This is a genomic window from Nocardioides bruguierae, assembly GCF_023656415.1.
Lineage (GTDB): Bacteria > Actinomycetota > Actinomycetes > Propionibacteriales > Nocardioidaceae > Nocardioides > Nocardioides bruguierae.
In genome coordinates, this window is record NZ_JAMOIL010000010.1 from 127,707 (window position 1) to 153,481 (window position 25,775).

The following is a 25,775-nucleotide window of genomic DNA, read 5'->3' on the forward strand; positions in this document are numbered from 1 at the left end:
GGAGGGCGAACCCCTCGGGTGGACGGTGACGTGGTCGGCGGGACCGGGCAGACTGCCGTGCATGCGAGCGATCTGGAAGGGCGCGGTCTCCTTCGGCCTGGTCAGCGTGCCGGTGAAGCTGTACTCGGCGACCGAGAGCCACGACGTGTCCTTCCGGCAGGTGCACGCGAAGGACGGCGGACGCATCCGCTACCAGCGGCTGTGCTCGCTGGACGGCGAGGAGGTCGCCTACTCCGAGATCGCCAAGGGGTACGAGACCGAGGACGGCGAGATGGTCGTGCTCACCGACGACGACCTGGCCGACCTGCCCGTCACGTCCTCCCGCGAGATCGCGGTGGAGAAGTTCGTGCCCAGCGACCAGATCGACCCGCTGCTGCTGGAGAAGTCCTACTACCTCGAGCCCGAGAAGACGGGCGCCAAGCCGTACGCGCTGCTGCGCGAGGCGCTGCGCGAGTCCGACCGGGTGGCGGTGGTGACGGTCGCGCTGCGCCAGCGCACCACCACCGCGGTCCTGCGGGTGCGCGAGACGGACGCCGGCGACGTGATCGTGCTGCAGACGATGATGTGGCCCGACGAGATCCGCACCCCCGACTTCTCGGTGGAGACCGGCGAGGTCAAGGACGCCGAGGTGCAGATGGCTCGGATGCTCGTGGAGACCCTGGCCGGCGACTTCCACGCCGAGGACTTCTCCGACGACTACGCCGAGGCGGTCGAGGCGGTCGTGAAGGCGAAGATCGAGGGCGGCGAGGTGCAGCGCACCGAGACGTCCACCAAGACCTCCGGCGAGGTCGTCGACCTGCTCGCGGCGCTCCAGCGCTCCGTCGACGCCGCCAAGGCCTCCCGCGGGGAGGACGACACGGCCGACTCCTCCGAGGACTCCGCCGACGACGGCGCCGACGAGAAGCCGACCGCGAGGAGGAGCACGACCAAGAAGGCCGCCACGAAGAAGACCGCCGCCAGGAAGACCACGGCCACGAAGGCGGCGGCGAAGAAGACCCCGGCCACGAAGTCCACCTCCAAGAAGTCGACGACCAAGAAGGCGGCCAGCTGATGCGGCACACCGACCCGGGGCCCGGCGCCCCCACCTGGATCGAGCTGTTCACCACCGGCGCTGACGAGGCGGCCACCTTCTACGCCGACCTGTTCGGCTGGACGGTCGGCGAGGCGTCCCCCGACTTCGGCGGCTACCGGATGCTGCTCCTCGACGGCGAGCCGATCTGCGGGCTGATGCCGCACGACGGCAGCGACGCGAGCGCACCCAACGCCTGGACCGTCTACCTGGCCACCCCGGACGTCGACGCGACGCTGGCGAAGGTGACCGAGACCGGCTGCCCCGTCCTGATGGGTCCGGTCGACATCGCCTACCTGGGCCGGATGGCGATGGTCCTCGACCCCTCCGGGGCGGCGTTCGGCCTCTGGCAGGCGGGCACGTTCGCCGGTTTCTCCCGCGTCGCGGAGCCCGGAGCCCCCGGCTGGTTCGAGACGCTGACGAAGGACTACCCGATGACGGTGGCGTTCTACCGCGACGTGATCGGCTGGCCGACGCACACAATGGCCGACACCGACGATTTCCGCTACACCACGCACGGCAAGGACGAGGCAGCGGCCGCCGGGATCATGGACGCCTCCGCGTTCCTCGTCGACCAGACCTCCCGCTGGCAGTTCTACCTGGTGGTCGAGGACACCGACGCCACCGTCGCGCGGGCCCTCGAGCTCGGTGGCTCCGAGGAGCAGCCGGCCGAGGACACGCCCTACGGCCGCATCGGCTCGCTGCTGGACCCGAACGGGGTGCCGTTCCGCGTCATGCAGTCGCTCGCCTGGCCTCTCCTCCCCCACCCACCACCAGCGAGTCGGCAGCACAGTGCTGCCGACTCGGCGGTGAGTCGGCAGCACCTTTCAGGTCAGCGCAGGAGGGGCCAGGGGCGTGCCCGCTCGAGCTGCGCCGCCAGCGAGAGCAGCACCGGCTCCCCGTCCGTGGGCCCCACGAGCTGCACGGCGAGGGGCAGCCCGTCGGCCCCGAGCCCCGTGGGCACGGACGCGGCGGGGTTGCCGGCCACGTTCCACAGCGCCGCGTAGGCGATCGACGGGGTGGAGGCCAGCGAGGCCCGCAGGGGCCCGACGCCGTCGAGCACCCCGACCTCGCGGGGCCGGTGGGCGACGGTGGGGGTGAGCAGCACATCGACCTGCTCGAAGACGGCGTTGGCGCGGCGCGAGACCTCCTCGCCGCGGCGGATGGCCCACTCCCGGACGCCGGGTCGTACCCACGCCCCCAGCCGGACCGTCGCCCGGGTGCGACGCTCGAGCCTCTCGGGGTGCTCGACGCCGGCCGCCTCGCTGCGGATGCCGGCGAAGAACTGCGGCACGAACGCGAGCGTCGGGTCGGGGTAGCCCGGGTCGACCTCGCGGACGTCGTGGCCCAGCTCCGCCAGCACGGCGGCGGTCTCGGTGACGGCGCGGACGTGGGCCGGGTCGGGCTTCACGCCCTTCGTCACCGGTGCCGTGGACCAGCCGATCCGGAGCCGCCCCGGCTCCTTCTCGGCGGCCTCGACGAAGGAACCCACGTCGCCGGCGCGGAACCGGTCGACCTCGGTGTGGCCGCGCACGACGTCGTAGATGAGCGCGCTGTCGGCGACCGTGCGCGCCAGGGGCCCGGCCGTCCCCAGTGCCCACCACAGGTGCTCGTGCGGTGCCGTGCTGACCCGGCCGCGCTGGGGCTTGAGGCCGAAGAGCCCGCAGGCGGCCGACGGGATGCGGATCGAACCGCCCCCGTCCCCGCCCATCCCGACGGGCACGACGCCGGCCGCGACGAGGGCGGCCGTGCCGCCCGAGGAGCCGCCCGGGGTGCGGCGGGGGTTCCACGGGTTGCGGGTGATGCCGCGGGAGACCGACTCCGTGAAGGGCCACGCGCCGAACTCGGGCATGGCGGTGCGGGCGAGGATCACCGCGCCGGCCTCGCGCAGCCGCCGCACCACCTCGGCGTCCGCGGGCGCGGGGGTGCTGTTGCCGTCCCCGCCGAAGGTGGTGACCTGCCCCGCGGTGTCGATCTCCTCCTTGATCACCACCGGCACGCCGTGCAGCGGGCCGGGGGCCTCCCCCGCCGCCAGCGCCACGTCGCGACTCGCGGCCTCGGCCCGCGCCTGCTCGGCCAGCAGGACGCTGATCGCGTTGAGGTGCCCGGCCCGCCCCGCCCGCACCAGCGCCGCCTCGGTCACGGCCGCCGCCGTGACCTCTCCGTCGACCACGGCCGCACGGGTGCGCACCGCGCTCCAGGTCTCCGTCTCCGCCACCAGCTGCTCGCTCACGTCGGCCATGCCGAGCAACCTAGCGAGCGGGCCCCCCTCCGTCAGGGGAAGCGGTCCGTGGGAACCAGGGCGCGACGCACCGCGTCCCACCTGCATGAGAACCCGGCTCCGCTCCCTCGTCCTCGTGCCGGCCGTCGCGCTCCTCGCCGTCGGGTGCGGCACGCAGCAGGGGCAGACCGACGGCGGCCTGGGCACCGACCCGCGCCTGTGGGTGACGCTCGCCGACCTGGACGGGAGCACCTGGACCAGCACCCGCGTGCGCGCCGACGAGGCACCGGCCGACACCGAGGTCCGGCTGACGTTCGAGGGCGAGCAGCTGGGCGCGAGCGTCGGCTGCAACAGCCTCGGGGGTCAGGTCTCGCTGGTCGAGGGCGTCCTCGAGGTCGGCGACCTCGCGATGACCGAGATGGGCTGCCCGGCCGACCTCGCCGCGGCCGAGACGTGGCTGGTCGACGTGCTGTCCTCCGGCCCGTCCCTCGCCCTGGACGACGGCCTCCTGACCGTCACCTCGGACGCCGGCGTCGTGGAGCTGACCAACCCCGCCGACGTCGCCCTGGAGGGCACCACCTGGCGGCTGGACGGCATCGGCAGCGGCACGGGCGAGTCCGGTGTCGTCAGCAGCCTCCCCACCGGGGTCACCATGCCCGAGCTCACGCTCGAGGACGGCCGACTCACCGGCAGTGACGGCCTCCACGACATCAGCTCCGACTACACGCTCGACGGCGACACCCTGTCGCTCGGGGGTCTGGTCAGGACGCAGGTCGGCACGACCGCCTCCGCGCAGGCCGAGATCAGCGAGGCCGTCCAGGGCGTGCTCGGCGCCGGGACGCTGACCTGGGAGGTCACCGAGTCCTCCCTGGTGCTCGACGCGGGCTCCGCGCAGCTGTACCTGGTGGCGGTCGGCTGAGCCGTCCGGACGCCACGGCGCCCGCCCCACCGTGGTGGGACGGGCGCCGCAGGTGGGACCGGGCCCCTACTGGAGCAGCTTCACGTCCAGGTCGTCCGGGAAGCCCCGGTAGATGTTGTTCCGGAGCTGGAAGATGCGGGCGTACTTGTGCTTGAAGTCCGCGTTGCACTCGATCGTGCACCCGCTGCCCTCGACGTCGCCGAAGAACCCGGCGGCGACCAGCTGGATCTTCACCTTGCCGTTCGCGTCCGGCATGGTGGCCACGCCCATGCCGGCACCGATCGAGAACGACCTGCCGACCCGGGACACCAGCTGGTTCTTGCGCGGCTTGGTGCACGTGCGCGTGGGCATCGCCTTGTTGCCGCAGACGATGTAGCCCATGCCGTAGTTGTCGCTGCGCCAGTCTCCGGCGGAGTAGAACATCACCCAGTAGCCGCTGGGCAGCCGCAGGAACGCGGGGCCCTCGATGGGGCAGTTCTTTTGCGGCCGCTCGTCGGCGCCCGAGCAGCGGGCGTCCTCCCACGTGCGGGTCGAGCTGATGTCGACCGGGACCCAGCTGGAGCCGCGCTCGAAGCGCAGCAGGCCGGCGCCCATCTTGCGGTAGGCGATACCGGTCTTGCCGATGGTGGCACCGCCGGCCGTCTTCTTCCCGTGGGTCTTCGCGAGCAGGTACAGACCCTTGGACGACTTGAACCACTGCGGGGCGTAGGCGTCACAGACGAGGCGACCATTGGTCTCGGTGGACGTCGTGTAGGGGCCCACGGCCTTCTCGGCAGTCGCCACGAACAGGCACCGCTCCGACTTCAGGCAGGAGCCGTCCTTCTTCAGGTTCGACTGGTAGACCATCACCCACGGGTCCTAATCCGAACCACGTCCGACCTTCCGCTTGACGATGGCCGGGTTCCACAGGTTGCCGCAGGCGGAGGGGGCCCGTGCCGTCTTGCGGTCGAGGGCGATCTTGATCTCGTCCTCGCTGTCCTCCTCCCACCGCAGCGCGTCGGGTGCGGAGGTGTAGACCCGTCCGTCGCCGGTGCAGAACATGAGGCGCTTGGCCTTCCAGATGAAGACGGTCGCACCTCCACACTGGGCCACCTTCCCGGCGTTCGCCGGCACCTCCTCGTAGTCCGAGGCCGTGTCCGCGGCGCTGGAGGCCTGGAACAGCGGGACCAGGCCGCCGGCCAGCACCAGCGACAGCAGCAGGCTGAGCAGACTTCGTCGTGTCCTCACACGTCACTCCCGAGAGCTCGATACGTCAGGTTCGGCCTGATGGTGCCACGGAGGGTGGAACGAGCGCGACCCACCCCGACCGCTGGGCCGGGGTGGGTCGCGGGGTGCCGTGCCACCGACTCAGGGGGGCGAGGCAGCAGGCCCTCAGGCCAGCGACGCCTCCCAGGCCTCGTGCAGGCCGGCGTACCGACCCTCGCCGGAGGCCACCAGCTCGGCGGGCGAGCCGTCCTCGACGACGACGCCCTTCTCCATGACGAGCACGCGGTCGGCGATCTCCACGGTGGAGAGGCGGTGGGCGATGATCACCGCGGTGCGGCCGGCGAGCACGGTGCGCAGCGCGTTCTGCACGAGCCGCTCCGAGGGCACGTCCAGCGACGAGGTCGCCTCGTCCAGGATGAGGACCGCCGGGTCGGCCAGGAACGCGCGGGCGAACGCGACCAGCTGACGCTGACCGGCGGAGAGCCGGCCGCCCTGGTTGGCCACGTCCGTGTCGTAGCCCTCCGGCATGGCGGCGATGAAGTCGTGCGCGCCGAGCGCCTTCGTGGCGGCGACGACCTCCTCCATGCTCGCCTCGGGACGACCGAACCGGATGTTGTCGGCGATGGAGCCGGAGAAGAGGTAGTTCTCCTGCGTCACCATGACGACGTGCCGGCGCAGGGTGTCGGAGTCGAGCTCGCGCACGTCCACGCCGTCGAGCCGGACGGCGCCGGCCGTGGGGTCGTAGAACCGCGTGGCGAGCTTGGCCAGCGTCGTCTTGCCGGCGCCGGTCGTGCCGACGACGGCGACGGTCTGCCCCGCCGGCAGCGTCAGCTCTAGGCCGGGGATCACCGGCCGGCCCTCGACGTAGGAGAAGCCGACCCCGTCGAAGTGCAGCTCGCCGCGGGCCTCGGGCAGCGGGCGGGGCTGCTCCGGCTCGGGGACGCCGGGCTCCTGCTCGAGCACGCCGGCCAGCTTCTCCAGCGCGGCGGAGGCCGACTGGAACGTGTTGTAGAACTGGCTGATCTCCATCATCGGCTCGAAGAACTGCCGCAGGTAGAGCAGGAAGGCGGCCAGCACGCCGACGGTGACCTCGCCCTGGGTGGCCAGGTAGCCGCCGTAGCCGAGCACCACCGCGATGGTGACGTTGCCGATCAGCCGAGTGCCCGGCATGAACCAGGTGACCAGCCGGAACGCGCCGAGGTTGGCGACGCGGTACTGGTCGTTGACGTCGTCGAAGATCTCCTGGTTGCGGGGCTCGCGGCGGAACGCCTGGACGGCGCGGATGCCGCCCATGGACTCCACGAAGTGGACGATCACCAGCGCGACCTTCTCGCGGGTGGCGCGGTAGGACTTCGCCGAGGCCTTGCGGAACCAGTTGGTGAGCAGCACCAGGAACGGGAAGCACAGCAGCGAGACCAGGCCGAGCTTGAGGTCGAGCCAGAGCAGGATGCCGGCGGTGCCGAACAGCGTCAGCGCGGCCTTCACCAGGCCGTCGAAGCCGGTCTCGAGCATCTCGTAGATGGCCTCGACGTCGGAGGTCTGACGCGAGATGACGCGGCCCGAGGTGTAGGTGTCGTGGAAGGCCGGGCTGAGCGCCTGGAAGTGTCGGAACACCCGCCGACGCAGCTCGTAGAGGACGTCCTGGCCGATCCGCCCCTGGAGCACCAGGAACCGGTTGCGGCTGATCGCCTGGATCACGGTGGCGACCAGCACCACGCCGACGATCTCCGTCAGCGGCCCGATGTTGCCGTCCTCGGTGATCGGCGGGATGCCGACGTCGATGCCCTCCTTGACCAGGTACGGGATCGCGAGCCGGGCGGCGTTCTCGATCACGACGACGCCGGTGAGCAGCCACAGCATCCTCGTGTACGGACGCAGCAGGTCGATCAGCAGGCGCTTGGCCCCGCCGCCGAGGGTGCCGGCGGTGAGCCGCTCGGCGGCCTCGTCGGCGTCCACGGAGGCCTCCCCGCGCCACGCCTTGGTGCTGTCCTGGGAGTCGCGCTGGGGGGTGCTGGTGCTCATGCGCTCATCTCCTCGGCGCGCTCGTCCTCGGCGGCCAGCAGCTCGCGGTACTGCGGCACGTCGGCCAGCAGCTGGCGGTGGTCGCCGACGTGGGTGATGACGCCGTCCTGCAGGAGGGCCACCTTGTCGGCCAGCAGGACGGTGGAGGCGCGGTGGGCCACGATCAGGCCGGTCGTGTCCGCCAGCACCCGGCGCAGGGCCGCCTCGACCAGGGTCTCGGTGTGCACGTCGAGCGCGGAGAGCGTGTCGTCGAGGACGATCACGCTGGGCCGGGCCAGCACCGCGCGGGCCAGGGCGAGGCGCTGGCGCTGACCGCCCGAGAGCGACATGCCCTGCTCGCCGATGCGGGTGTCCAGGCCCCAGGGCAGCTCGTGGACGAACTGCGCCTGGGCGACCTCGAGGGCCTCCTCGATCTCGGCCTCGGTGGCGTCCGCGCGACCGAGCGTGAGGTTCTCGCGCGCGCTCATCGAGAACAGCGTCGGGTCCTCGAAGGCGGTCGCGACGAGCGTGCGCAGGTGGGTCAGGTCGAGGTCGCGGACGTCCTCCCCGTCCAGGGTCACGCGGCCGCCGGTCACGTCCCACAGCCGCGGGACGAGGGCCGTGAGCAGCGTCTTGCCCGAGCCGGTGGCGCCGACCAGCGCCACCGTCTCCCCCGGCTCCAGCTCCAGGTCGACGCCCTTGAGCACGTCGTCGGAGGGGTTGTCGGGGAACGCGAACCGCACGCCCTCGAACCGCAGGTGGCCGCGCGGGGCGGGGATCGTGCGGGTGCCACCGACGATGGCGGGCTCGGTGTCGAAGATCTCCAGGATGCGGGCCGAGGCGGTCATCGACTCCTGGGCCATCGCGAGGATGACGCCCAGGGAGGAGACCGGCCAGACCAGGCTCAGCATCAGGGTGATGAAGGCGACCAGCTGGCCGGGGGTGAGCCGGTCGGTGCCCACGCCCCACGCGCCCAGCGCCAGCACGATCACGACGGCCACGTTGGGGATGCCCTCGAGGAAGGTCCAGAACGTCGCCGGCATCCGCACCTTGCGCATGGACGTGGCGCGCAGCTGCTGGGCGGCGCCCTCGTACTGCGAGGAGACGTGCTCGCTGCGCCCGAAGGACTTGATGACGCGGATCGCCACCGCCGCCTCCTCGGCGCGGGTGGCGAGGTCGCCCTGCTCGTCCTGCACCTGGCGGGAGACCACCACGTAGGACTTCTCGAACCGCATCGAGAGCCAGATGATCGGCACCGAGACCGCCGCCACGACGAGGCCCAGCGGCCAGTACATGAACAGCAGGATCACGGTCGTGACGACCAGCTGGACGATGTTGGTGAGCAGGAACAGCAGCCCGAAGCCCGAGAACCGGCGGATGAGGCTCAGGTCCGTGGTGGCGCGCGAGAGCAGCTGGCCCGACTGCCACCGGGTGTGGAAGCTCATCGGCAGCTGCTGCAGGCGCGCGTAGAGGTCGTGGCGCAGCGTCGTCTCCAGGCCGAGCACCGCCTTGTTCTGCACCCAGCGCCGGGCGAAGATCAGCACCGCCTCGAGCACGCCGAGGGCCAGCGCCAGGCCGGCCAGCGGCACGAGCAGCGACACGTCGCCCTCCGCCACGGGGCCGTCGATGATCGCCGCGGTGACCAGCGGGATCGCGAGGGCGAGGCCGACGCCGCCGAGCGCGGCGACCAGCATGAAGAGCAGCTGCCAGCGGTAGGGGTACAGGTACCCGCGCAGGCGCCACAGGGAGCGGACGCCGGCGGGCGGCGCGACGTCCGGGTCGGGGCCGAGCAGGCGCTGCTGCTCGGGCTGGGCAGGGGTGTCCGCAGGGCCGGCGGACGCGGGGGGAGCACTCGATGACATCAGCAACGAGCCTAGGCCCACCCTCCGACACCCGCGAACGATAAAGCGCATCCCTACATCTGCGAGGGAACCCCCGTGAAAGTTGCTGCCGACTCACCGCCGAGTCGGCAGCAACTTACTGCCGACTCGGCGGTGGGAGGGGTGGGCGGGGTCAGCGGGCGGCGGTGAGCGAGCGGACCGTGCGCAGGCCCACCGAGAGGCGCGCCAGGTCGGCGCCCTCCTCCGCGCAGAGCTGGGTGACGGTCGAGGAGGCCCGGTCGACGAGCCCCTCCCGGCCGGCGCGCCAGGCCTCGACCCGCTCGTCGGCCGAGCGACCGTCGTCGGAGGCGGCCAGCACCTGCGCCGTGAGCTGGAGGTGGACGCCGGCGAGGTCCTCGCGCAGCGCGGCGCGCGCCATGGACTGCCACCGGTCGTGCCGCGGCAGGGCGAGGATGCGCTGCTCCAGGCTGGAGAGCCCCAGCCGCTCGGCCAGCGCGAACCAGACCCGGGTCACCTCGGCCGGGTCGCGCTCCTGCTCCAGCGCCAGCTCCACCAGCGCCGGGACGGCGGCGGCCGGCCCGAGCACCGACAGCGAGCGGGCCAGCTCGTCGGGGACGCCCGCCTCGGTCAAGCGGGACAGGTGCTCCTCGCAGCTGGTGCGGACGTGGCCGCTGACCAGCTCGGGCAGCGCGGCCATGGTCGCGCGGACGGGCTCGGCCAGCCCCGCCACCACGGCCTCGGCTCCCCCGCCGCCCTCGCCGACCCGGTGCTGGCCGACGAGCCAGCGGGTGGTCCGCTCGACGAGGGTGCGCAGCTCGATCCGCAGCCGCGTCTGCAGGCCGGCGTCCACCGTGAAGTCCAGCGCCCGCACCCCGTCGACCAGCGCGCGGCTGCCGACGACCTCCTCGGCCACGAGCATCGCCACGACGAGCTCGGGCACGGTGGCGCCGGTCTCGGCGGTGAGCCGGTGCACGAAGGTGATGCCGGCGGCGTTGACCACCTCGTTGACCACCTGCGTCACCACGATCTCGCGGCGCAGCGGGTGGGCGGCGATGGCGTCGGTGAACTTCTCCCGCATCGCGCTCGGGAAGTAGCCCGGCAGGCCACGGTGCAGGAAGTCCTCGTCCGCGACGCCGGAGGCCAGCAGGTCCTCGGCGAGCACGATCTTGGTCCAGGCGAGCAGCACGGAGAGCTCCGGGGCGGTGAGCCCCTCGTTGTTCTCGGCGCGGCGCTGCACCTCGGCCGTGGTCGGCAGGCCCTCCACCTCGCGGGAGAGCACGCCGTCGTCCTCGAGCCGGAGCATCTGGTCCTCGTGGACGTTGACCAGGGCCGGGGCCCCGAGCAGCGAGTTGGCCAGCGCGAGGTTCTGCTCGCGGTTGTCGCGCAGCACCAGGGACGCGACCTCGTCGGTCATCTGCGCGAGCAGCTGGTTGCGCTGCTTGCCGGTCAGGTCGCCGTCGGCGACCACCCGGTCGAGCAGGATCTTGATGTTCACCTCGTGGTCGGAGGTGTCCACGCCCGCGGAGTTGTCGATGAAGTCGGTGTTGATCGCCCCGCCGGCGCGGGCGTACTCGATGCGGCCGGCCTGGGTGAGGCCCAGGTTGCCGCCCTCGCCGACGATCTTGGCCCGCAGCTCGCGGCCGTCGACGCGGATCGCGTCGTTGGCCTTGTCGCCGGCGTCGGCGTGCGACTCCGTGGAGGCCTTCACGTACGTGCCGATGCCGCCGTTCCACAGCAGGTCCACGTCCGCGGTCAGGATGGCGCGCAGCAGGTCGTTGGGAGCGAGGTGGGTGACGTCGTCCGCGAGCCCCAGCAGGGCCCTGACCTGGGCCGAGACCGGCACCGACTTGGCCTGGCGGGAGAACACGCCGCCGCCCTCGGAGATGAGGGAGGCGTCGTAGTCGCGCCAGCTGGAGCGGGGCAGCTCGAAGAGCCGCTTGCGCTCGGCGTAGGAGACGGCCGCGTCGGGGCGGGGGTCCAGGAAGACGTCGCGGTGGTCGAAGGCGGCCACCAGCCGCGTGTGCTCGGAGAGCAGCATGCCGTTGCCGAAGACGTCGCCGGACATGTCGCCCACGCCGACGGCGGTGAAGTCCTCACGCTGGCAGTCGACGCCGCGCTCGCGGAAGTGCCGCTGCACCGAGACCCAGGCGCCACGGGCGGTGATGCCCATGGCCTTGTGGTCGTAGCCCACGGAGCCGCCGGAGGCGAACGCGTCGCCCAGCCAGAAGCCGTAGTCCTGCGCCACGCCGTTGGCGATGTCGGAGAAGGTGGCCGTGCCCTTGTCGGCCGCGACCACCAGGTAGGAGTCGTCGCCGTCGTGGCGCACCACCCGCGGGGGCGGCACGGTGGCGCCGTCGACCAGGTTGTCGGTGATGTCGAGCAGGCCGGAGATGAAGGTGCGGTAGGCGGCCTTGCCCTCGGCCATCCAGGCGTCGCGGTCGACGGACGGGTCGGGCAGGTCCTTGGCGTAGAAGCCGCCCTTCGCGCCCACGGGCACGATGACGGTGTTCTTCACCATCTGCGCCTTCACCAGGCCGAGGACCTCGGTGCGGAAGTCGTCGCGCCGGTCCGACCAGCGCAGGCCGCCGCGGGCGACCGGCCCGAACCGCAGGTGCACGCCCTCCACCCGCGGGGAGTACACGAAGATCTCGAACCGCGGCCGCGGCTGCGGCAGGTCGGGGATCGCCTTCGGCTCCAGCTTCAGGGACAGGTAGCTCTTCGGCCGGCCGTCCTCGTCGGTCTGGAAGTAGTTGGTGCGCAGGGTCGCCTGCACGTGGGTCAGGTAGGAGCGCAGGATGCGGTCGTGGTCGAGGCTGACCACGTCGTCCAGCGCCCGCTCCACGTGCCCCGCGATCGTGCGGGCGGTGTGCTCGCGCTTGTCGGGGCTCGGCCCACCGGCCTCGCTGGGCTCGAACCGGCAGGTGAACAGGCGCACCAGCAGGCGCGTGATGTCCACGTTGACCGCGAGCGCCTCCTGGATCGTGTCGCCGCCGAACGGCGACCCGCCCTGGCGCATGTACTTGGCGTAGGCGCGCAGGATCGCCACCTCGCGCCAGGTCAGGCCGGCGGCCAGGACGAGGCGGTTGAACCCGTCCGTCTCGGCGTGCCGGTCCCAGATCGCGCGCAGCGCGTCGGTCACCAGGGTCTTGGCCGACTCGGGCAGCTCCGCGCCGTAGCGCAGACCGAACTCGTAGACGTAGGTCGGCTCGTCCAGGTCGTCCAGCTCGTAGGGCCGCTCGTCGACGACCTCGACGCCCAGCGACGAGAGCATCGGCAGCACCCGCGAGAGCGAGAGGCCGGGGCCGACCCGGAAGACCTTCAGCCGCACCTCGCCACGGCCGGCGTCCAGGCGCTCGTACAGCGCCAGGTCGAGGCCCTGGCTCACGCCCGCGGCGGCGTTGGCCGCGCGCACCTCCTCGAGGCGGCCGAGGTCCACCGCCGCCGTCCGCGGGGAGAAGTCCTCCTTGTAGGCCTCGGGGAAGGCGTCGCCGTAGCGACGGACGAGGCGGGAGCCGGCGTGCTCGCCGTGCTCGGCCAGGACGGCGGCCACGAAGTCGTCGCGCCACGAGCGCGAGGCGTCGACCAGCCGACGCTCGAGGTCCGCGGGGTCCAGGACGCGCAGCGTGCCGGTCACCGTGGGGTCGTGCTCGCCCTGCGGCAGGTGCACCACGAAGTGCACCCGGGCCGTGGTCGACTCGTGGATGCGCACGGTGAACTCGACGCTCGAGCCGCCCAGCTGGTCGAGCAGGATCTGGCTGAACCGCTCGCGGACGGCGGTGTTGTACCGGTCGCGCGGCAGGTAGACGAGCACGCTGACGTAGCGCCCGTAGGTGTCGGCGCGCGTGATGGCGCGCACCGAGCGCCGCTCGCGGGCGTGCATGGCGGCGGTCGCCATCGAGGCGAGCTCGGCGACCGGGGTGTGGAACAGCTCGTCGCGCGGGTAGCTCTCGAGGGTGTCCATGAGCGCGCGACCGGCGTAGGAGCGCGGGTCGAAGCCGCTGCGCCGCAGCACCTCCTCGGCCTTGTCGCGCAGCAGCGGCACGCGCATCAGCGACTCCGCGTAGGCGCTGGAGGAGAACAGGCCCAGGAAGCGGCGCTCGCCGGTGACGTTGCCGGCCTCGTCGAAGGTCTTCACCCCGACGTAGTCGAGGTAGGCGGGGCGGTGGACCGTGGCGCGGGAGTTGGCCTTGGCCAGCACCAGCAGGGTCTTCTCGCGGGCCTTGGCGCGCACCGGGCCAGGCATCCGCGCGAAGCTGGTGCTCCGGTCCTCGTCGGCGCGCAGGATGCCGAGGCCGCTGCCGTCGACGGCGCGCAGCACGTCCTCGCCGTCCACGACGTCGAGGTCGTAGTCGCGGGCGCCGAGGAAGGTGAAGTGGTCCTCGGTGAGCCAGTCGAGCAGGTCGGTGGCCTGGCGGACCTCGTCGGCGTCGATGCCGGTCGGCGGCTGCTCGCGCAGGGTGAAGGCGAGGTCGCGCAGCCGTGCGCGGCTCGCGCCCCAGTCCTCCACGGAGAGCCGCACGTCGCGCAGCACCCGCTGGAGCTGGGCGACGATCGCGCCGGCGCCCTCGTCGGGGTCGTTCTCGGGCACCCGGTCGATCTCCAGGTGCATCCAGGACTCGCGCCGCCAGCCGTCGTCGGGCGCACGGCCGCTGTCGGCGACCGGCACGACCTCGAGCAGCGTGCCCGCCTCGTCCCGGCGGACGTCCAAGTGGGGGTGGACGACGAGGTGGACGTCGCGCAGCTGGCGGGCCAGCTCCATGGTCACGGAGTCGACCAGGAAGGGCATGTCGTCGGTGACGATCTCGACCACGCTGTGCCCGCCGGCGGACCAGCCCTGCTCGGCCAGCGTGGGGGTCAGGACGCGGATCCGGGCCTCGCCCTCGCTGCGTCGCGCGGCCAGCCGGTGGTGGCTGGCGAGGGCGCCGAAGACGTCGGCGTCGCTGCGTTCCCCGAGGTCCTCGGGAGCCACGTAGCGGAAGTACGCGCGCAGCAGCGCGCCCACGGTCTCGTGCGGTGGCCCGCCCGTGCCCTTGCCCGCGCAGGCGAGCTCGGTGGCCCGCGCGAGGAGGTCGGACTTGCCCTGGTCTGAGGTCTGCGTCGCCGTTGACACACTCCGACACTAGGGGGCCTGCGCGTGGCCGCCAACACCACCCGCCCGGGCTTGCGTCACTCTTGCCCGGACGGGTGGATCACGGCCTGGTCAGCGCCAGCCGAGGGCCGGGGCGACGTGGGTCATCAGCGACTCCAGCACGTGCGCGTTGTACTCCACGCCGAGCTGGTTGGGGACGGTGATGAGCAGCGTGTCCGCGGTGGCGACGGCCTCGTCCTCGCGCAGCTCCTCGATGAGCTTGTCGGGCTCGCCGGCGTAGGTCTTGCCGAAGCGGGACCGGACGCCCTCGAGCATGCCCACCTGGTCCTGCGAGGAGCCGGTGCCGAAGTAGGCGGCGTCGGTCTCGTCGACGATCGGGAAGATGCTGCGGCTGACCGAGGTGCGCGGCGTCCAGTCGTGGCCGGCGTCCGCCCACGCCTTGCGGAACCGCTCGATCTGCTCGGCCTGGAGGGCGTGGAAGGGCACGCCGGTGTCCTCCGAGAGCAGGGTCGAGGACATCAGGTTCATGCCCTGCCGGGCGGTCCACTCGGCGGTGGCGCGGGTGCCCGCGCCCCACCAGATGCGCCGGCGCAGGCCCGGGCTGTGCGGCTCGATCCGCAGCAGGCCCGGCGGGTTCGGGAACATCGGCCGCGGGTTCGGCTCGGCGAAGCCCTGGCCCTCGAGCACCTGGAGGAACACCTCGGTGTGCTGGCGGGCCATGTCGGCGTGGTCGGACCCCTCGCTCGGCTGGTAGCCGAAGTACCGGTAGCCGTCGATCACCTGCTCCGGGCTGCCCCGGGAGATGCCGAGCTGGAGCCGCTCGCCGGAGAGCAGGTCGGCCGCGCCGGCGTCCTCCGCCATGTACAGCGGGTTCTCGTAGCGCATGTCGATGACGCCGGTGCCGAGCTCGATGGTCGACGTCCTGGCGCCGGCCGCGGCCAGCAGCGGGAACGGCGAGGCGAGCTGGCGGGCGAAGTGGTGGACGCGGAAGTACGCGCCGTCCACGCCCAGCTCCTCGGCGGCGACCGCGAGGTCGACGGACTGGGTGAGGGCATCGGCGGCCGACCGCGTCTGGGACTGCGGCGACGGCGTCCAGTGCCCGAAGGACAGGAACCCGATCTTCTTCATGTCTCTCCCAACAACGTTGAGGCTTCAATAATCCCGAGGACGGTGGACGGGTGCGGCGATCTCGAGGCTCGTCGCCGGAGCTCCTCACACCTCGATCACCGGATTGCCCCGGAGCTCCTCACACCTCGATCACCGGTGGGGCAGGATGCGCCCATGACGACGCACATCTCCCACTCGATGACCTACAACGGCGACATGGAGACGGTCCGCGCGATGGTGCTGGACAAGGGCTTCCGCGAGGAGGTCTGCGAGGCCCAGCGCGTGCTGCGTCACGAGGTCAGCGTCACCGAGGACGCGGAGGCGACCATCGTCCGCGTCGAGCAGGTGCAGGGTGCCGCCGGGCTGCCGTCGTTCGCCACCAAGCTCGTCGGCGAGGAGATCACGATCATCCGGACCGAGACCTGGCGCGGCGTCTACGCCGACGTCGAGGTCGTCATCCCCGGCAAGCCGGGCGAGATCCGCGGCACCGCCACGTTGGTCGAGGACGGCGCCTCGATCACCGAGGACGTCGAGCTGGACGTGAACGTCCGCATCCCGCTGGTCGGCGGCAAGGTCGAGAAGCTGATCGCCGACATGCTCATCAAGGCGCTCAACAAGGAGGAGAAGGTCGGCTGCGCCCGCCTCTCCTCCTGAGCAGCACCCCGACACGAACAGCGCCCCCGTCGTCCACCTGTGATCAGGGGCGACGGGGGGGCTGTGCGTACCCGGAGGGCTCAGCCCATGTACGGGTAGCGGTAGTCCGTCGGCGGCACGAACGTCTCCTTGATGGAGCGCGGGCTCGTCCAGCGCAGCAGGTTGACCGCGGCGCCGGCCTTGTCGTTGGTGCCGGACGCGCGACCGCCGCCGAAGGGCTGCTGGCCGACGACGGCGCCGGTGGGCTTGTCGTTGACGTAGAAGTTGCCCGCGGCGAAGCGGAGCGCGTCGCTGGCCCAGGCGATGGCCTGGCGGTCCTGGGAGATGACCGCGCCGGTCAGGGCGTAGGGCGCCACCGACTCCAGCTGGCCGACGATGGTCTCGAAGGCGTGCGGCGCCGAGTCGTCGTAGACGTGGACGGCGAGGATCGGCCCGAAGTACTCGGTGGAGAAGATCTCGTCGTCGGGGTCCTCGACGGTGATGACGGTCGGGCGGACGAAGTAGCCGACCGAGTCGTCCGTCTGCCCACCGGCCACGACCTCGAGGCCCTCGGTGGACCGGGCACGGGCGATGGCCGCCTCGTGCTTGGCGAAGGCCCGGTCGTCGATGACGGCACCGAGGAAGTTCGAGAAGTCGGTCGGGTCGCCCATGGCGATGCCCTCGACCTCGGCGACCAGCTCGTCCTTCATCTCGGCCCACAGCGAGGCGGGCACGTAGGCGCGGGACGCGGCGGAGCACTTCTGGCCGGAGAACTCGAACGCGCCGCGGACCATGGCGGTGCGCACGACGTCCTTCTGGGCCGAGGGGTGGGCGACGATGAAGTCCTTGCCGCCGGTCTCGCCGACGATGCGCGGGTAGGACTTGTAGCCCGAGATGTTCTCGCCGACCTGCTTCCACAGGTGCTGGAAGGTCGGGGTCGAGCCGGTGAAGTGGATACCGGCCAGGTCGGGGCTGGAGAGCACCACGTCGGAGACGTCGAGGCCGTCGCCGGGCAGCATGTTGATGACGCCCGGGGGCATGCCGGCCTCCTCGAGCAGCTCCATCGTCAGGGACGCGGCGAGCTGCTGGGTCGGCGAGGGCTTCCAGATGACGGTGTTGCCCATGAGCGCCGGAGCCGTGGGCAGGTTGCCGGCGATGGCCGTGAAGTTGAACGGCGTGATCGCGTAGACGAAGCCCTCGAGCGGACGGTGGTCCGTCCGGTTCCACACGCCCTTGCTGTTGGCGATGGGCTGGTCGGTGAGGATCTGCTTGGCGTAGTGGACGTTGTAGCGCCAGAAGTCGATGAGCTCGCACGCGGAGTCGATCTCGGCCTGGAAGGCGGTCTTGCTCTGACCCAGCACGGTCGCGGCGTTGAGCTTCTGCCGCCACGGGCCGGCCAGCAGGTCGGCGGCCTTGAGCAGGATGGCGCAGCGCTCGTCGAAGGGCATGTCGCGCCAGGCGGGGCCGGCGGCCAGGGCCGCGTCGACGGCCTTCTGCGCCTCGTCCTTGGTGGTGTTGCGCAGGGTGCCGAGCACCTTGGCGTGGGCGTGCGGCTGCACGACCTTCATCTCGGCGCCGCCACCGGTGACCCGCTCGCCGCCGATGTGGGCGGGGAAGTCGCGGGGGCCCGCCGCCTGGAGCTCGGCGATCGCGGCCTCGAGCTCCGCGCGCTCGGGGCTGCCGGGGGCGTAGTGCAGGTTGGGCTCGTTCAGCGGGGCCGGGGGAAAGCTGATGGCGTCCATGGGCGGTCCTCTCCATAGGTGGGCCGGCGGTCTGGTCCCACGCTAGGAGCGTGGACGTCGCGGCCACATCGGACAGATGTCACGCACTCATGCGGACGGTGTCATACGTCTGACACCCATCTCACACAGGCTCAGCGCGAGTCGACAGCACGTTGCTGCCGGCTCGACCGTAGCGAGGTCCAGCGGAGCAGGCACATCCCCCTGAGGAGAGGAGCAGGCTCAGAGGAGGTGCTCGACCTCCTGCGTGGCATACCAGAGCAGCTCGTCGTCCAGGTCGGCGTAGGGCTCGGCGTCCACGTGGACGGCGGCCACCTGACGCATCTGCGCGACGTCCCCCTCGGCACCGACCTCGGCGACCACCACCACCCGGCGGCGGTCGTCGCCGGCCAGCGCGGCGGAGGCGTCGGCCGCCCCCATCAGCGCGCCGTACTCGGCCTCCTCGCCGTCGTCGACGGCCACCAGGCCGCCCTCGGTCGGGACCCGGCCGGACTCGTGCCACTGCCGCAGCAGCCCGTAGCTGCCCGGCACGTAGACGCGCACGCTCACTTCTTCTTCTCCTTCTCGCCGGCGGGGCCTCGCCCGCCGCTGGGCTTGCGTCGGCTCGGCCGCCGGCCCCGCGGGGCCCGGGGGCGCAGGCCGGTGGCGGTGTCCACCAGCTCCGCGAGCGCCTCGGTCAGGCACTGGCCCAGCACGTCGGCGTCGGGCACGTGGTCGCGGTCCGCGGTGATCCCGTAGGCGACCTGCCCGTCGTAGGAGGTCACGCCGACGGCCACGAGGTGGTGCGGCAGCAGCGGCGGCACCGGGTACGTCGCGACCATCCGGGCGCCCGCGGCGTACAGCGGGGACTGGGGGCCGGGCACGTTGGTCACGGCGATCTGGAAGCCCCGCTGCGGCTCCCCCGCGGCCACGCGGCCGGCCACGGCGTGGAAGGTCGTGGGCGCGAAGCCGGACAGCCCGGCGAGCCGCTCGGCCGCCACGCCGCGTCCCGTCTCGTGGTGGGCGGTGAAGGAGTAGGAGACCTGGTGCAGGCGGACGACGGGCGAGGGCTCGCCCACGGGCAGGTCGACGTAGTGCGGGGCGATCTGGGAGCCGAGGATGGTCGCCTCCATCTCCTCGTCGATCACCGAGACCGGCGCCACCGCGCGCACGCGGCGCAGGCCGCCCAGGGACTCGTGCCGCGTCATCAGCCACGAGCGCAGCGCCCCGGTGACCGTGGCCAGCACGACGTCGTTGACGGTGCCGCCGTGCACCTCGCGGACGAGGCGGTAGTCGGCGAGGTCGGTGAAGACCGGCACCACGCGACGCTGGGAGGAGTGCCGGCCGCTGATCGCCGTCTCCCGGTCGGGGCGGCCGGCGGTGACGGCGTCCAGGAGCACGCCGCTGCGCTGGAGGCCGGTCTCCAGGGCGCGGCCGGCGTCGTCGACCCGCGACTGGAGCGTCTGCACCAGGGTGCGGGCGTCGAGCAGGTTGTCGGTGACGGCCTCGCGCACCAGCGAGACCGCGCTGCGACGGGGCGCGGGGCGCCACTCGTCGCCGCCGAGGTCGCGGTGCTCGGGGTCCGGGTCGAGCAGCACCTGCCCGAGGTCGACGGTGGTCACGCCGTCGACGAGGGCCTGGTGGCTCTTGCTCAGCAGCGCCACCCTGCCGTCCTCGAGGCCCTCGACGACGTAGAACTCCCACAGCGGCTTGGAGCGGTCCAGCGGGCGGGAGACGATGCGGGCGACGAGGTCGCGCAGCTGGTCCTGGGTGCCCGGGCGCGGCACCGCCGAGCGGCGCACGTGGTAGCCGAGGTCGAAGTGCGGGTCGTCGACCCACATCGGGTTGGCCAGCATGCCGGGCACGCGCTGCACCCGCTGCCGGTAGCGGGGCACGAAGCTGATCCGCTCGGAGACCAGGGCCAGCAGCCGCCCGTAGTCCAGCCCGCCCTCCCCCGGCTCGACCACCTGCACCGTGGCGTGGTGGCGCGGGGTCGACGAGGTCTCCCCCGCCAGGAGGGCGAGGTCGCGGGCGCGGAGCCGGTCGGGCACGGGGGCATCCCTTCTCCAGCGGTCCTCGGTTCGCGGGCCCGTCCGCCGATGGGTGAGGACGAGCCACGCAGCCGCCCCGGTGGTGCTCACCGGTCGGTGGCTGCGTGCGATTCTGTCAGAGCCCGGCCACCCCTGAGCGCCGCGGCGCACCGTCGAAGGACCCGGGACACCACGATGCCAGCTCTCCGCCACCGCCACGCCGCCCTCCTCGCGCTCCCGCTGCTGGTCGGGTTGGTCGGGCTGTCCGGCTGCGGCGAGGGATGGTCGGCACCCGTGAACACCTCCGACCTCGCACCCGAGGTCGTCAGCGTGCGGATCACCGCGGACTCGGTCGAGCCGAACGGCGACCGGGTCGTGGTCGAGCGCGGCCAGACGGTGGTGCTGGAGGTGGACGCCGACGAGGCCGGCGAGCTGCACGTGCACGCCGACCCCGAGCAGCACCTCGACTACCCTGCCGGTGAGAGCGAGCAGGAGGTCGTGATCACCATGCCGGGCATCGTCGAGATCGAGTCGCACTCGCTGGAGCAGACCATCGTGCAGCTCGAGGTGCGGTGACCCTGCTCCCCCTCTCCCTGCTTCCCGGCTCCCCGCTGACCGTCACCGCCCACGGCCTCGGCGGCACCCAGGACCTCCCGCTGCCCGCCGGCCTGGCCGTGCTGGGCGGCGCCCTGGCGCTGCTGGCGTCTTTCGTGGTGCTCGCGCGGGCCTGGCGCACCCCACGCTGGCACCCCTCCCGCGTCGGGACGCCGGCCCCGCGCCCGCTCCCGACGCTGGTCGCCTCCCCCGCCTGGCGGTGGGGACTGCGCGGCCTCGGGATGCTCGGGCTGGCGTGGGCGGCGCTGGCCGCCTTCGGCGGGCCCGACCAGCTCACCAACCCCCTCTTCGGGATGGTCTACGTGTGGTGGTGGGTCGGCGTCCCGCTGGCCTCGCTGCTGCTCGGGCCGGTGTGGCGGGCGATCAGCCCGCTGCGCACGCTGGTGGAGCTCCTGGCCCGGGCCTCCGGCACCGACGCCGAGCGCGGGCTCGTGGACCTGCCGGGCTGGGTCGGCCGCTGGCCGGCCGCCCTGGGGCTGCTCTCCTTCACCTTCCTCGAGCTGGTGCACCCGCACTCGACCGAGCTGGTGCCGGTGCGCGTGTGGTGCGCCGGCTACGTCGTCGTCCTGGTCCTCGGCGGGGTGGTGGCGGGCACCCGCTGGCTGGACGCGGCCGACCCGATGGAGGCGTTCTCGGGGCTCCTGGCCCGGCTCTCCCCCTGGCTGGTGCGTGAGGGACGGCTGCACGTGGTCTCGCCGCTGGCCAACCTCAGCGCCGCGCCGAGCGGGCCCGGCGTGCCGGCCGTGGTGGCGGTGCTGCTGGGCAGCACGGCGTTCGACTCGCTCTCCGACACCCCGTCCTGGCTGCGGCTGGTGCAGGACCCGGCGGTGACCGGCACCGCGGGCGGCGCCGTGCTGCTGGGCACCGTGGGCCTGGTGGGGCTGTGCGCGCTCGTGGGCGCCCTGCTCGCGCACGGTGCGCGGGGCCTCGGCACCACCTACCTCGCGCCCGCCGCGGTGCCCCTCGTGGCCGGGTACCTGGTGGCGCACTACCTGACGTTCTGGTGGGTCGTCGGCCAGGCGACCCTGGTGCAGGCCTCCGACCCGCTGGGCACCGGCGCGAACTGGCTGGGCACCGGCACGCTCGGCGTCGACCGCTGGCTCCAGTACCACCCCGTGCTGGTGGCGAACGTGCAGCTGCTGGCGGTCGTGGCCGGCCACGTGCTGGCCGCCGTGGCCGCGCACGAGCGCGCCGTGCGGGTGCTGGCCCCCGGACGCGCGGTGCGCGGTCAGGTGCCGATGCTGCTGGTGATGCTCGTGCTGACCGTCGGTGGCCTCAGCCTGCTGCTCGCCTGAGCCGACCCCGCGCCCGGCGGCGGGCGCCGCCACGGCCGGCCACGGTGCGCGCTCCCGCGCCGGAGTGGATGGCCCCGGTGGGGGCGGCGCACAGCGCGTCGTCGGCCAGCCCGGCCAGCGCCTGCGTGAGGGCCGCGTCGCGCTGCTCCGCCACGGACCGGCCCGCGACGAGGGCCCGGTCGACCGCCTCGGTGTCGGCCGGCAGGAAGTGCAGCGAGGACAGGTGCCCGAACCCGCGGACCATGTCGGCCAGCTCCTCGCGGGACCAGCCGAGGCTGCTGCGCACCCGGTTGACGGCCACGTGCGGGCGCACGCCCGGCCGGACCTCGGCCAGGTCGACCAGCCCCCGGGCCAGCCGCGAGAGCCCCACCGGGTCGGCGGACCCGACGACCACGATCTCGTCCGCCGCCTCCAGCGCGGCCAGGGTGGTCCCGTTGCGGGCACCGCGGCCGGCCAGCTCGGCGCCGGGGTCGTCCTCGAGGCTGGCGCCGGTGTCGACGACCACGTCGCCGACCGTCGAGGCGGCGGTGAGCAGCTGCTCGAGCACCCCGGACCGCACCTCCACCCACCGGTCGGCACGCGGCAGGCCGGTGAGCACCGACAGGGTCGGCGAGAGCGCCCGGGCGGCGGTGCGCCACCGCTCGGGCAGCGTGCCGGCGGCGGCGAGCCGGGCCGTCGCGAGCAGCCCGGAGACCTCGTCGAGCACGCCCAGGTGCTGGGCCACGGCCCCGCCCCAGGGGTCGGCGTCGACGAGCAGCGTGTCGGTGCCCCGGGCGGCGCCGAGGGTGGCCAGACCGGCGGCCACGGTGGTGCGGCCCGGCGCACCCGTGGGTCCCCAGACGGCCACGACGCGGCCCGGTCGCCCGGGGCGCGTCCCGCGGCGCGGCGGCTCCTCGTCGAGCAGCCGCTCGAGGTCGTCCAGGTCGCCGACGCCCCTGCCGGCGGCGGCGCCGTCGTCCGCCGCTCCGTCGAGGGCCGGGCCCGGGTCTCCCGGGGCTCCCGTGTCTCCCGGGGCTCTGGCGCCCTCGGCCGCCTCACGCTCGCGGGCCGCGGCGGCCAGTGCCACCAGGTCCAGGCCGGGCGGCAGCCGCGGGCCACCGACCGTGGGGGCGGCGCCCGGCTCCCCCGGCCCCGAGCCGGGGTCGTCGCCGGGCTCGTCGCCCGGCTCGGGGGCCGTCACGGCGTCGGCGACGTCGGCGACGGACGCCTCGGCCACCAGCCGGCGCAGGCCGACCCGGCCCGCCCGGAGCCGGGCGGACTCGGGGTCCACGCCGGTCGGGACGACGGCGACCGGGCGGACGCCGTACCGGCGCAGCAGGTCGACCGAGCCGGCGTCGAGCCCGTGCGCGTCGAGCCCCAGCACGGCGGAGTCGGCCTGGCCGGAGGCCGCCGAGGCGAGCAGGTCCTCGATGTCCATGCAGCGCTTGAGGACGACCACGCCCGCGCGCTCGTCCAGCGCGGCCAGGGCGGCGTCCTCCCACTCGGCGCCGGCGGCCGCGACCAGCACGACCCGCGGGCTCACGGGCGCACCGCCACGGAGACGACGGCGTCGGTGAACGTGGCGCGCAGGGCGAACCAGCGCTCCGCCTCGTCCTCCTCGACGCGGAGGACCAGGCCCGACTCGGCACCGGCGAGGCCCGAGGAGCCGGACTGCTCGACCACCAGCGCGTCCGCGAGCACGGGGGTTCCGGGACGCCAGCCGGCGGCGCGGGCGTCGGCGACGGCCGCCTCCGTGGCCCCCGTGCCCGGAGCGAGGTGCACGTCGACCCGGGCGCCGGCGCGGACGCTCGCGGGCAGCAGCGCCCCGCCGACGCTGACGGGCACGTCCACCAGGCCGGACTCGATGCCCTCACCCACGGCGGCGCGGGGCAGCAGCTCGCCGGCGCCGACGTCGCGCAGGAGCACCCCCTCGGCCGGCAGGGCGGCGTCGGCGGTCCAGTACGCGTCCAGGTCCTCGCCGTCGGCGAAGCGGACCTGCACCGGGATCAGGTCGTCCGGGTCCAGCGCGGAGCCGGCCGCAGCCGTCGAGCCGGCGGCCCAGACGGTCACCGTGTCGTCGGCGGCGGCCAGGACGCGGGCGCCCAGCAGGACGGACGCGGCCACGATCGCCACGCCGACCCACAGACGCGGGTCGCGCCAGCCGGGGCGGCGGGCGCGGGTGGCCGGCGGCGCGGCCGGCATCGCGGGGTCGACGGTCGGGTGCTCGCGGGAGGAGGTCTGGAGTGCCACGAGGAGCAGCCTTCCCCGTCTGCGTCAGTTCTCACCTGTCGTCCACAGGGCCGTCCGGACCGCTCCGCGACGCGCTCGTCCACAGGCCGCGGCGGTGCGACGCACGGGTCCGGGCCGTCGATGACACCATGGGGGCATGCCCGGCAGCCCCCGCTTCCTGACCCTCGCCGACGTCGCCGAGGTCCTCAACACCTCCAGCGCACAGGTCTACGCCCTGGTGCGGCGAGGCGACCTGCCGGCGATCAAGATCGGCGGACGCGGCCAGTGGCGCGTGGAGGCCGAGCAGCTGGAGTCGTTCATCCAGCGCATGTACGCGCAGACCCGGACGTTCGTCGACGAGCACCCGTTCGTCGAGGTCGACCAGCCGGAGGCGTAGCCGCCGGCCGGGCCGCAGCCGTCAGCCGACGACGCCCGTCAGGATCGTCAGCCGACGACGCCCATCAGCGTCACGTCCGCGGTCGCCTCGTCCCCGTCGCGACGGTAGGTGAGGGTGACCGTCTCGCCCGGCTGGTAGGTGCGGATCGCGACGATCAGCGAGATCCCGTCCGTCACGCGGACGTCGCCGACCCGGGTGACGAGGTCGCCGGCGCGCAGCCCCGCGTCCTCGGCCGGGCTGCCGCCGTTGACGCCGCGGATGCGCGCGCCCGCGCCGGTCGCGCTGGCCGTCTGCACGTCGGCGCCGATGATCGGGTAGCGGGCCTCGCCGGTGCGCAGGATCTGGTCGACCGTGACGCGCACCTGCTCGACGGGGATCGCGAAGCCGACGCCGATGCTGCCGGCCTCGCCGGTGAAGCTGCCGCCGGCCGTGGCGATCGCGGAGTTCACGCCGACGACCTGGCCGACGAGGTTGACCAGCGGGCCGCCGGAGTTGCCGGGGTTGATCGCCGCGTCCGTCTGCACCGCGTTGATGTAGGACGAGGCGTCCTCGCCGCCGCCCACGGTGACCGGTCGGCCCAGCGCCGAGACGATGCCCGAGGTGACGGTCGAGGAGAGGCCCAGCGGCGAGCCGATCGCCACCACCGTCTCCCCGACCTGGAGCGCGCTGGAGGCGCCGAGGCTGGCCGGGGTGAACGCGCCGGCCATGTCGGGGGCCAGCAGCACCGCCAGGTCGTAGACCGCGCTGCGCCCGACCAGCTCGGCCGGGTAGCGGTTGCCGTTCGCGTCCACGACGACGATGCGGCCGTCGTCGACCGCGGCGTCGATGACGTGGTTGTTGGTGACGACGTGCCCGTCGCGGTCGAGCACGAAGCCGGAGCCCGTGCCGCCGCTCCCGGCGCCGTCGCTGGCCACGATCTGCACCGTCGAGGGCAGCAGCTCGGCGGCCACCGCCGCGACGCTGCCGTCCTCGGGGGCGATCGGGGCGCCGGTCACCACGTCGACCGGGGGCAGGCCGCCGGACACGGTGCCGCCCCCGACCACCAGTGCCCCACCGAGCACGCCGCCGACGGCGCCGAGCACGAGCGCCAGCACGCTGACCAGCGGCCAGGTCCACCGGCTGGCCCGCACGCGACGGGGCTTCTCCCCCGGTGCGCCCGGAGCCGGTGCAGCGGCGGGGTACGGCTGGGGGTAGGCCTGGGCGTACGGCTGCTGACCCGGCTGCTGACCGGGCTGGGCGGGCCCCTGCTGCGGCGCACGCACCGGGTACGGCAGCGGGCCGTGCGACGGCGGGACCCAGGAGTCCCGCGGCGCCGGCGCCGGAGTGGAGGCCGGGCTGGACGCCGGGGAGGGGCCGGACGAGGGATCGTCGGCGGGCGGCGGGGTCGGCTGCTCGTCGGTCACCACGCCATCATGGCGGAGACCTC

General features: G+C 73.5%; 19 protein-coding genes and 1 pseudogene. 7 read left to right on the forward strand and 13 right to left on the reverse strand.

Annotated features, from left to right (window positions below):
• The first annotated feature begins 61 nt into the window (after positions 1–61).
• Both ku and M8330_RS09500 read left to right on the forward strand, forming a co-directional pair.
• On the forward strand, positions 62–1,051 hold the full coding sequence (gene ku / locus M8330_RS09495) for a non-homologous end joining protein Ku (protein WP_250827124.1): 990 nt from the start codon (positions 62–64) through the stop codon (positions 1,049–1,051).
• Positions 1,051–1,791 (forward strand): annotated as a pseudogene (locus tag M8330_RS09500) (VOC family protein); the annotation flags it as partial. The gene ku and the pseudogene M8330_RS09500, both read left to right, overlap by 1 nt.
• Before the next feature lie 110 nt (positions 1,792–1,901).
• Here M8330_RS09500 and M8330_RS09505 read toward each other — a convergent pair.
• A complete protein-coding gene (locus M8330_RS09505) occupies positions 1,902–3,311 on the reverse strand; it encodes an amidase (RefSeq protein WP_250827125.1) in 1,410 nt (469 codons plus the stop codon).
• An 85-nt stretch (positions 3,312–3,396) separates the two neighbouring features.
• On the opposite strand from M8330_RS09505, the gene M8330_RS09510 reads away from it, so the two are divergent.
• Positions 3,397–4,209, forward strand: a complete 813-nt coding sequence (locus M8330_RS09510; RefSeq protein ID WP_250827126.1) for an META domain-containing protein — start codon at positions 3,397–3,399, stop codon at positions 4,207–4,209.
• Positions 4,210–4,275: 66 nt separating this feature from the next.
• On the opposite strand, the gene M8330_RS09515 is transcribed toward M8330_RS09510, so the two are convergent.
• The 6 genes from M8330_RS09515 to M8330_RS09540 form a co-directional block, all read right to left on the reverse strand.
• Positions 4,276–5,058, reverse strand: coding sequence for a glycoside hydrolase family protein (locus M8330_RS09515; protein WP_250827127.1), 783 nt, complete (start codon positions 5,056–5,058; stop codon positions 4,276–4,278).
• A gap of 9 nt (positions 5,059–5,067) precedes the next feature.
• Positions 5,068–5,436, reverse strand: a complete 369-nt coding sequence (locus M8330_RS09520) for a hypothetical protein (RefSeq protein WP_250827128.1) — start codon at positions 5,434–5,436, stop codon at positions 5,068–5,070.
• Between the two features lie 144 nt (positions 5,437–5,580).
• The gene (locus tag M8330_RS09525) at positions 5,581–7,437 is read right to left on the reverse strand and encodes an ABC transporter ATP-binding protein (protein WP_250827129.1); all 1,857 of its coding nucleotides are present in this window, start codon (positions 7,435–7,437) and stop codon (positions 5,581–5,583) included.
• Positions 7,434–9,278: an ABC transporter ATP-binding protein gene (locus tag M8330_RS09530; protein WP_250827130.1), complete on the reverse strand. Its 1,845-nt coding sequence runs from the start codon at positions 9,276–9,278 to the stop codon at positions 7,434–7,436. Before M8330_RS09530 ends, M8330_RS09525 begins: the two co-directional genes overlap by 4 nt.
• Positions 9,279–9,429: 151 nt before the next feature.
• Positions 9,430–14,367 (reverse strand): NAD-glutamate dehydrogenase, encoded by a 4,938-nt coding sequence (locus tag M8330_RS09535; RefSeq protein WP_250827131.1) that lies wholly within the window; start codon positions 14,365–14,367, stop codon positions 9,430–9,432.
• 90 nt (positions 14,368–14,457) lie between these two features.
• Complete coding sequence (locus tag M8330_RS09540; protein ID WP_250827132.1) at positions 14,458–15,474, reverse strand: LLM class flavin-dependent oxidoreductase; 1,017 nt, start codon at positions 15,472–15,474, stop codon at positions 14,458–14,460.
• A 153-nt stretch (positions 15,475–15,627) separates the two neighbouring features.
• On the opposite strand from M8330_RS09540, the gene M8330_RS09545 reads away from it, so the two are divergent.
• Positions 15,628–16,107: a DUF2505 domain-containing protein gene (locus tag M8330_RS09545; protein WP_250827133.1), complete on the forward strand. Its 480-nt coding sequence runs from the start codon at positions 15,628–15,630 to the stop codon at positions 16,105–16,107.
• 80 nt (positions 16,108–16,187) lie between these two features.
• Here the strand turns inward: M8330_RS09545 and pruA are convergent, their stop codons facing one another.
• The 3 genes from pruA to M8330_RS09560 all read right to left on the reverse strand — a co-directional run bounded on the left by pruA (position 16,188) and on the right by M8330_RS09560 (position 19,855).
• A complete protein-coding gene (gene pruA, locus M8330_RS09550) occupies positions 16,188–17,828 on the reverse strand; it encodes an L-glutamate gamma-semialdehyde dehydrogenase (protein ID WP_250827134.1) in 1,641 nt (546 codons plus the stop codon).
• A 219-nt stretch (positions 17,829–18,047) separates the two neighbouring features.
• Positions 18,048–18,374 (reverse strand): DUF6912 family protein, encoded by a 327-nt coding sequence (locus M8330_RS09555; RefSeq protein ID WP_250827135.1) that lies wholly within the window; start codon positions 18,372–18,374, stop codon positions 18,048–18,050.
• Complete coding sequence (locus tag M8330_RS09560; RefSeq protein WP_250827136.1) at positions 18,371–19,855, reverse strand: WS/DGAT/MGAT family O-acyltransferase; 1,485 nt, start codon at positions 19,853–19,855, stop codon at positions 18,371–18,373. Before M8330_RS09560 ends, M8330_RS09555 begins: the two co-directional genes overlap by 4 nt.
• 174 nt (positions 19,856–20,029) lie before the next feature.
• Between M8330_RS09560 and M8330_RS09565 the strand changes: the two genes are divergently transcribed.
• Together M8330_RS09565 and M8330_RS09570 are read left to right on the forward strand one after the other, a co-directional pair.
• Positions 20,030–20,410 (forward strand): hypothetical protein, encoded by a 381-nt coding sequence (locus M8330_RS09565; RefSeq protein WP_250827137.1) that lies wholly within the window; start codon positions 20,030–20,032, stop codon positions 20,408–20,410.
• The gene (locus tag M8330_RS09570) at positions 20,407–21,744 is read left to right on the forward strand and encodes a hypothetical protein (protein WP_250827138.1); all 1,338 of its coding nucleotides are present in this window, start codon (positions 20,407–20,409) and stop codon (positions 21,742–21,744) included. The genes M8330_RS09565 and M8330_RS09570 overlap by 4 nt, the downstream gene beginning before the upstream one ends.
• Here M8330_RS09570 and M8330_RS09575 read toward each other — a convergent pair.
• The gene (locus M8330_RS09575) at positions 21,725–23,266 is read right to left on the reverse strand and encodes a CpaE/TadZ family protein (RefSeq protein WP_250827139.1); all 1,542 of its coding nucleotides are present in this window, start codon (positions 23,264–23,266) and stop codon (positions 21,725–21,727) included. The genes M8330_RS09570 and M8330_RS09575 overlap by 20 nt on opposite strands.
• The gene (locus tag M8330_RS09580; protein WP_250827140.1) at positions 23,263–23,973 is read right to left on the reverse strand and encodes a hypothetical protein; all 711 of its coding nucleotides are present in this window, start codon (positions 23,971–23,973) and stop codon (positions 23,263–23,265) included. Before M8330_RS09580 ends, M8330_RS09575 begins: the two co-directional genes overlap by 4 nt.
• Before the next feature lie 136 nt (positions 23,974–24,109).
• On the opposite strand from M8330_RS09580, the gene M8330_RS09585 reads away from it, so the two are divergent.
• Positions 24,110–24,349 (forward strand): helix-turn-helix domain-containing protein, encoded by a 240-nt coding sequence (locus M8330_RS09585; RefSeq protein WP_250827141.1) that lies wholly within the window; start codon positions 24,110–24,112, stop codon positions 24,347–24,349.
• Positions 24,350–24,396: 47 nt separating this feature from the next.
• Here the strand turns inward: M8330_RS09585 and M8330_RS09590 are convergent, their stop codons facing one another.
• The gene (locus tag M8330_RS09590) at positions 24,397–25,752 is read right to left on the reverse strand and encodes a S1C family serine protease (RefSeq protein ID WP_250827142.1); all 1,356 of its coding nucleotides are present in this window, start codon (positions 25,750–25,752) and stop codon (positions 24,397–24,399) included.
• Positions 25,753–25,775: the final 23 nt, after the last annotated feature.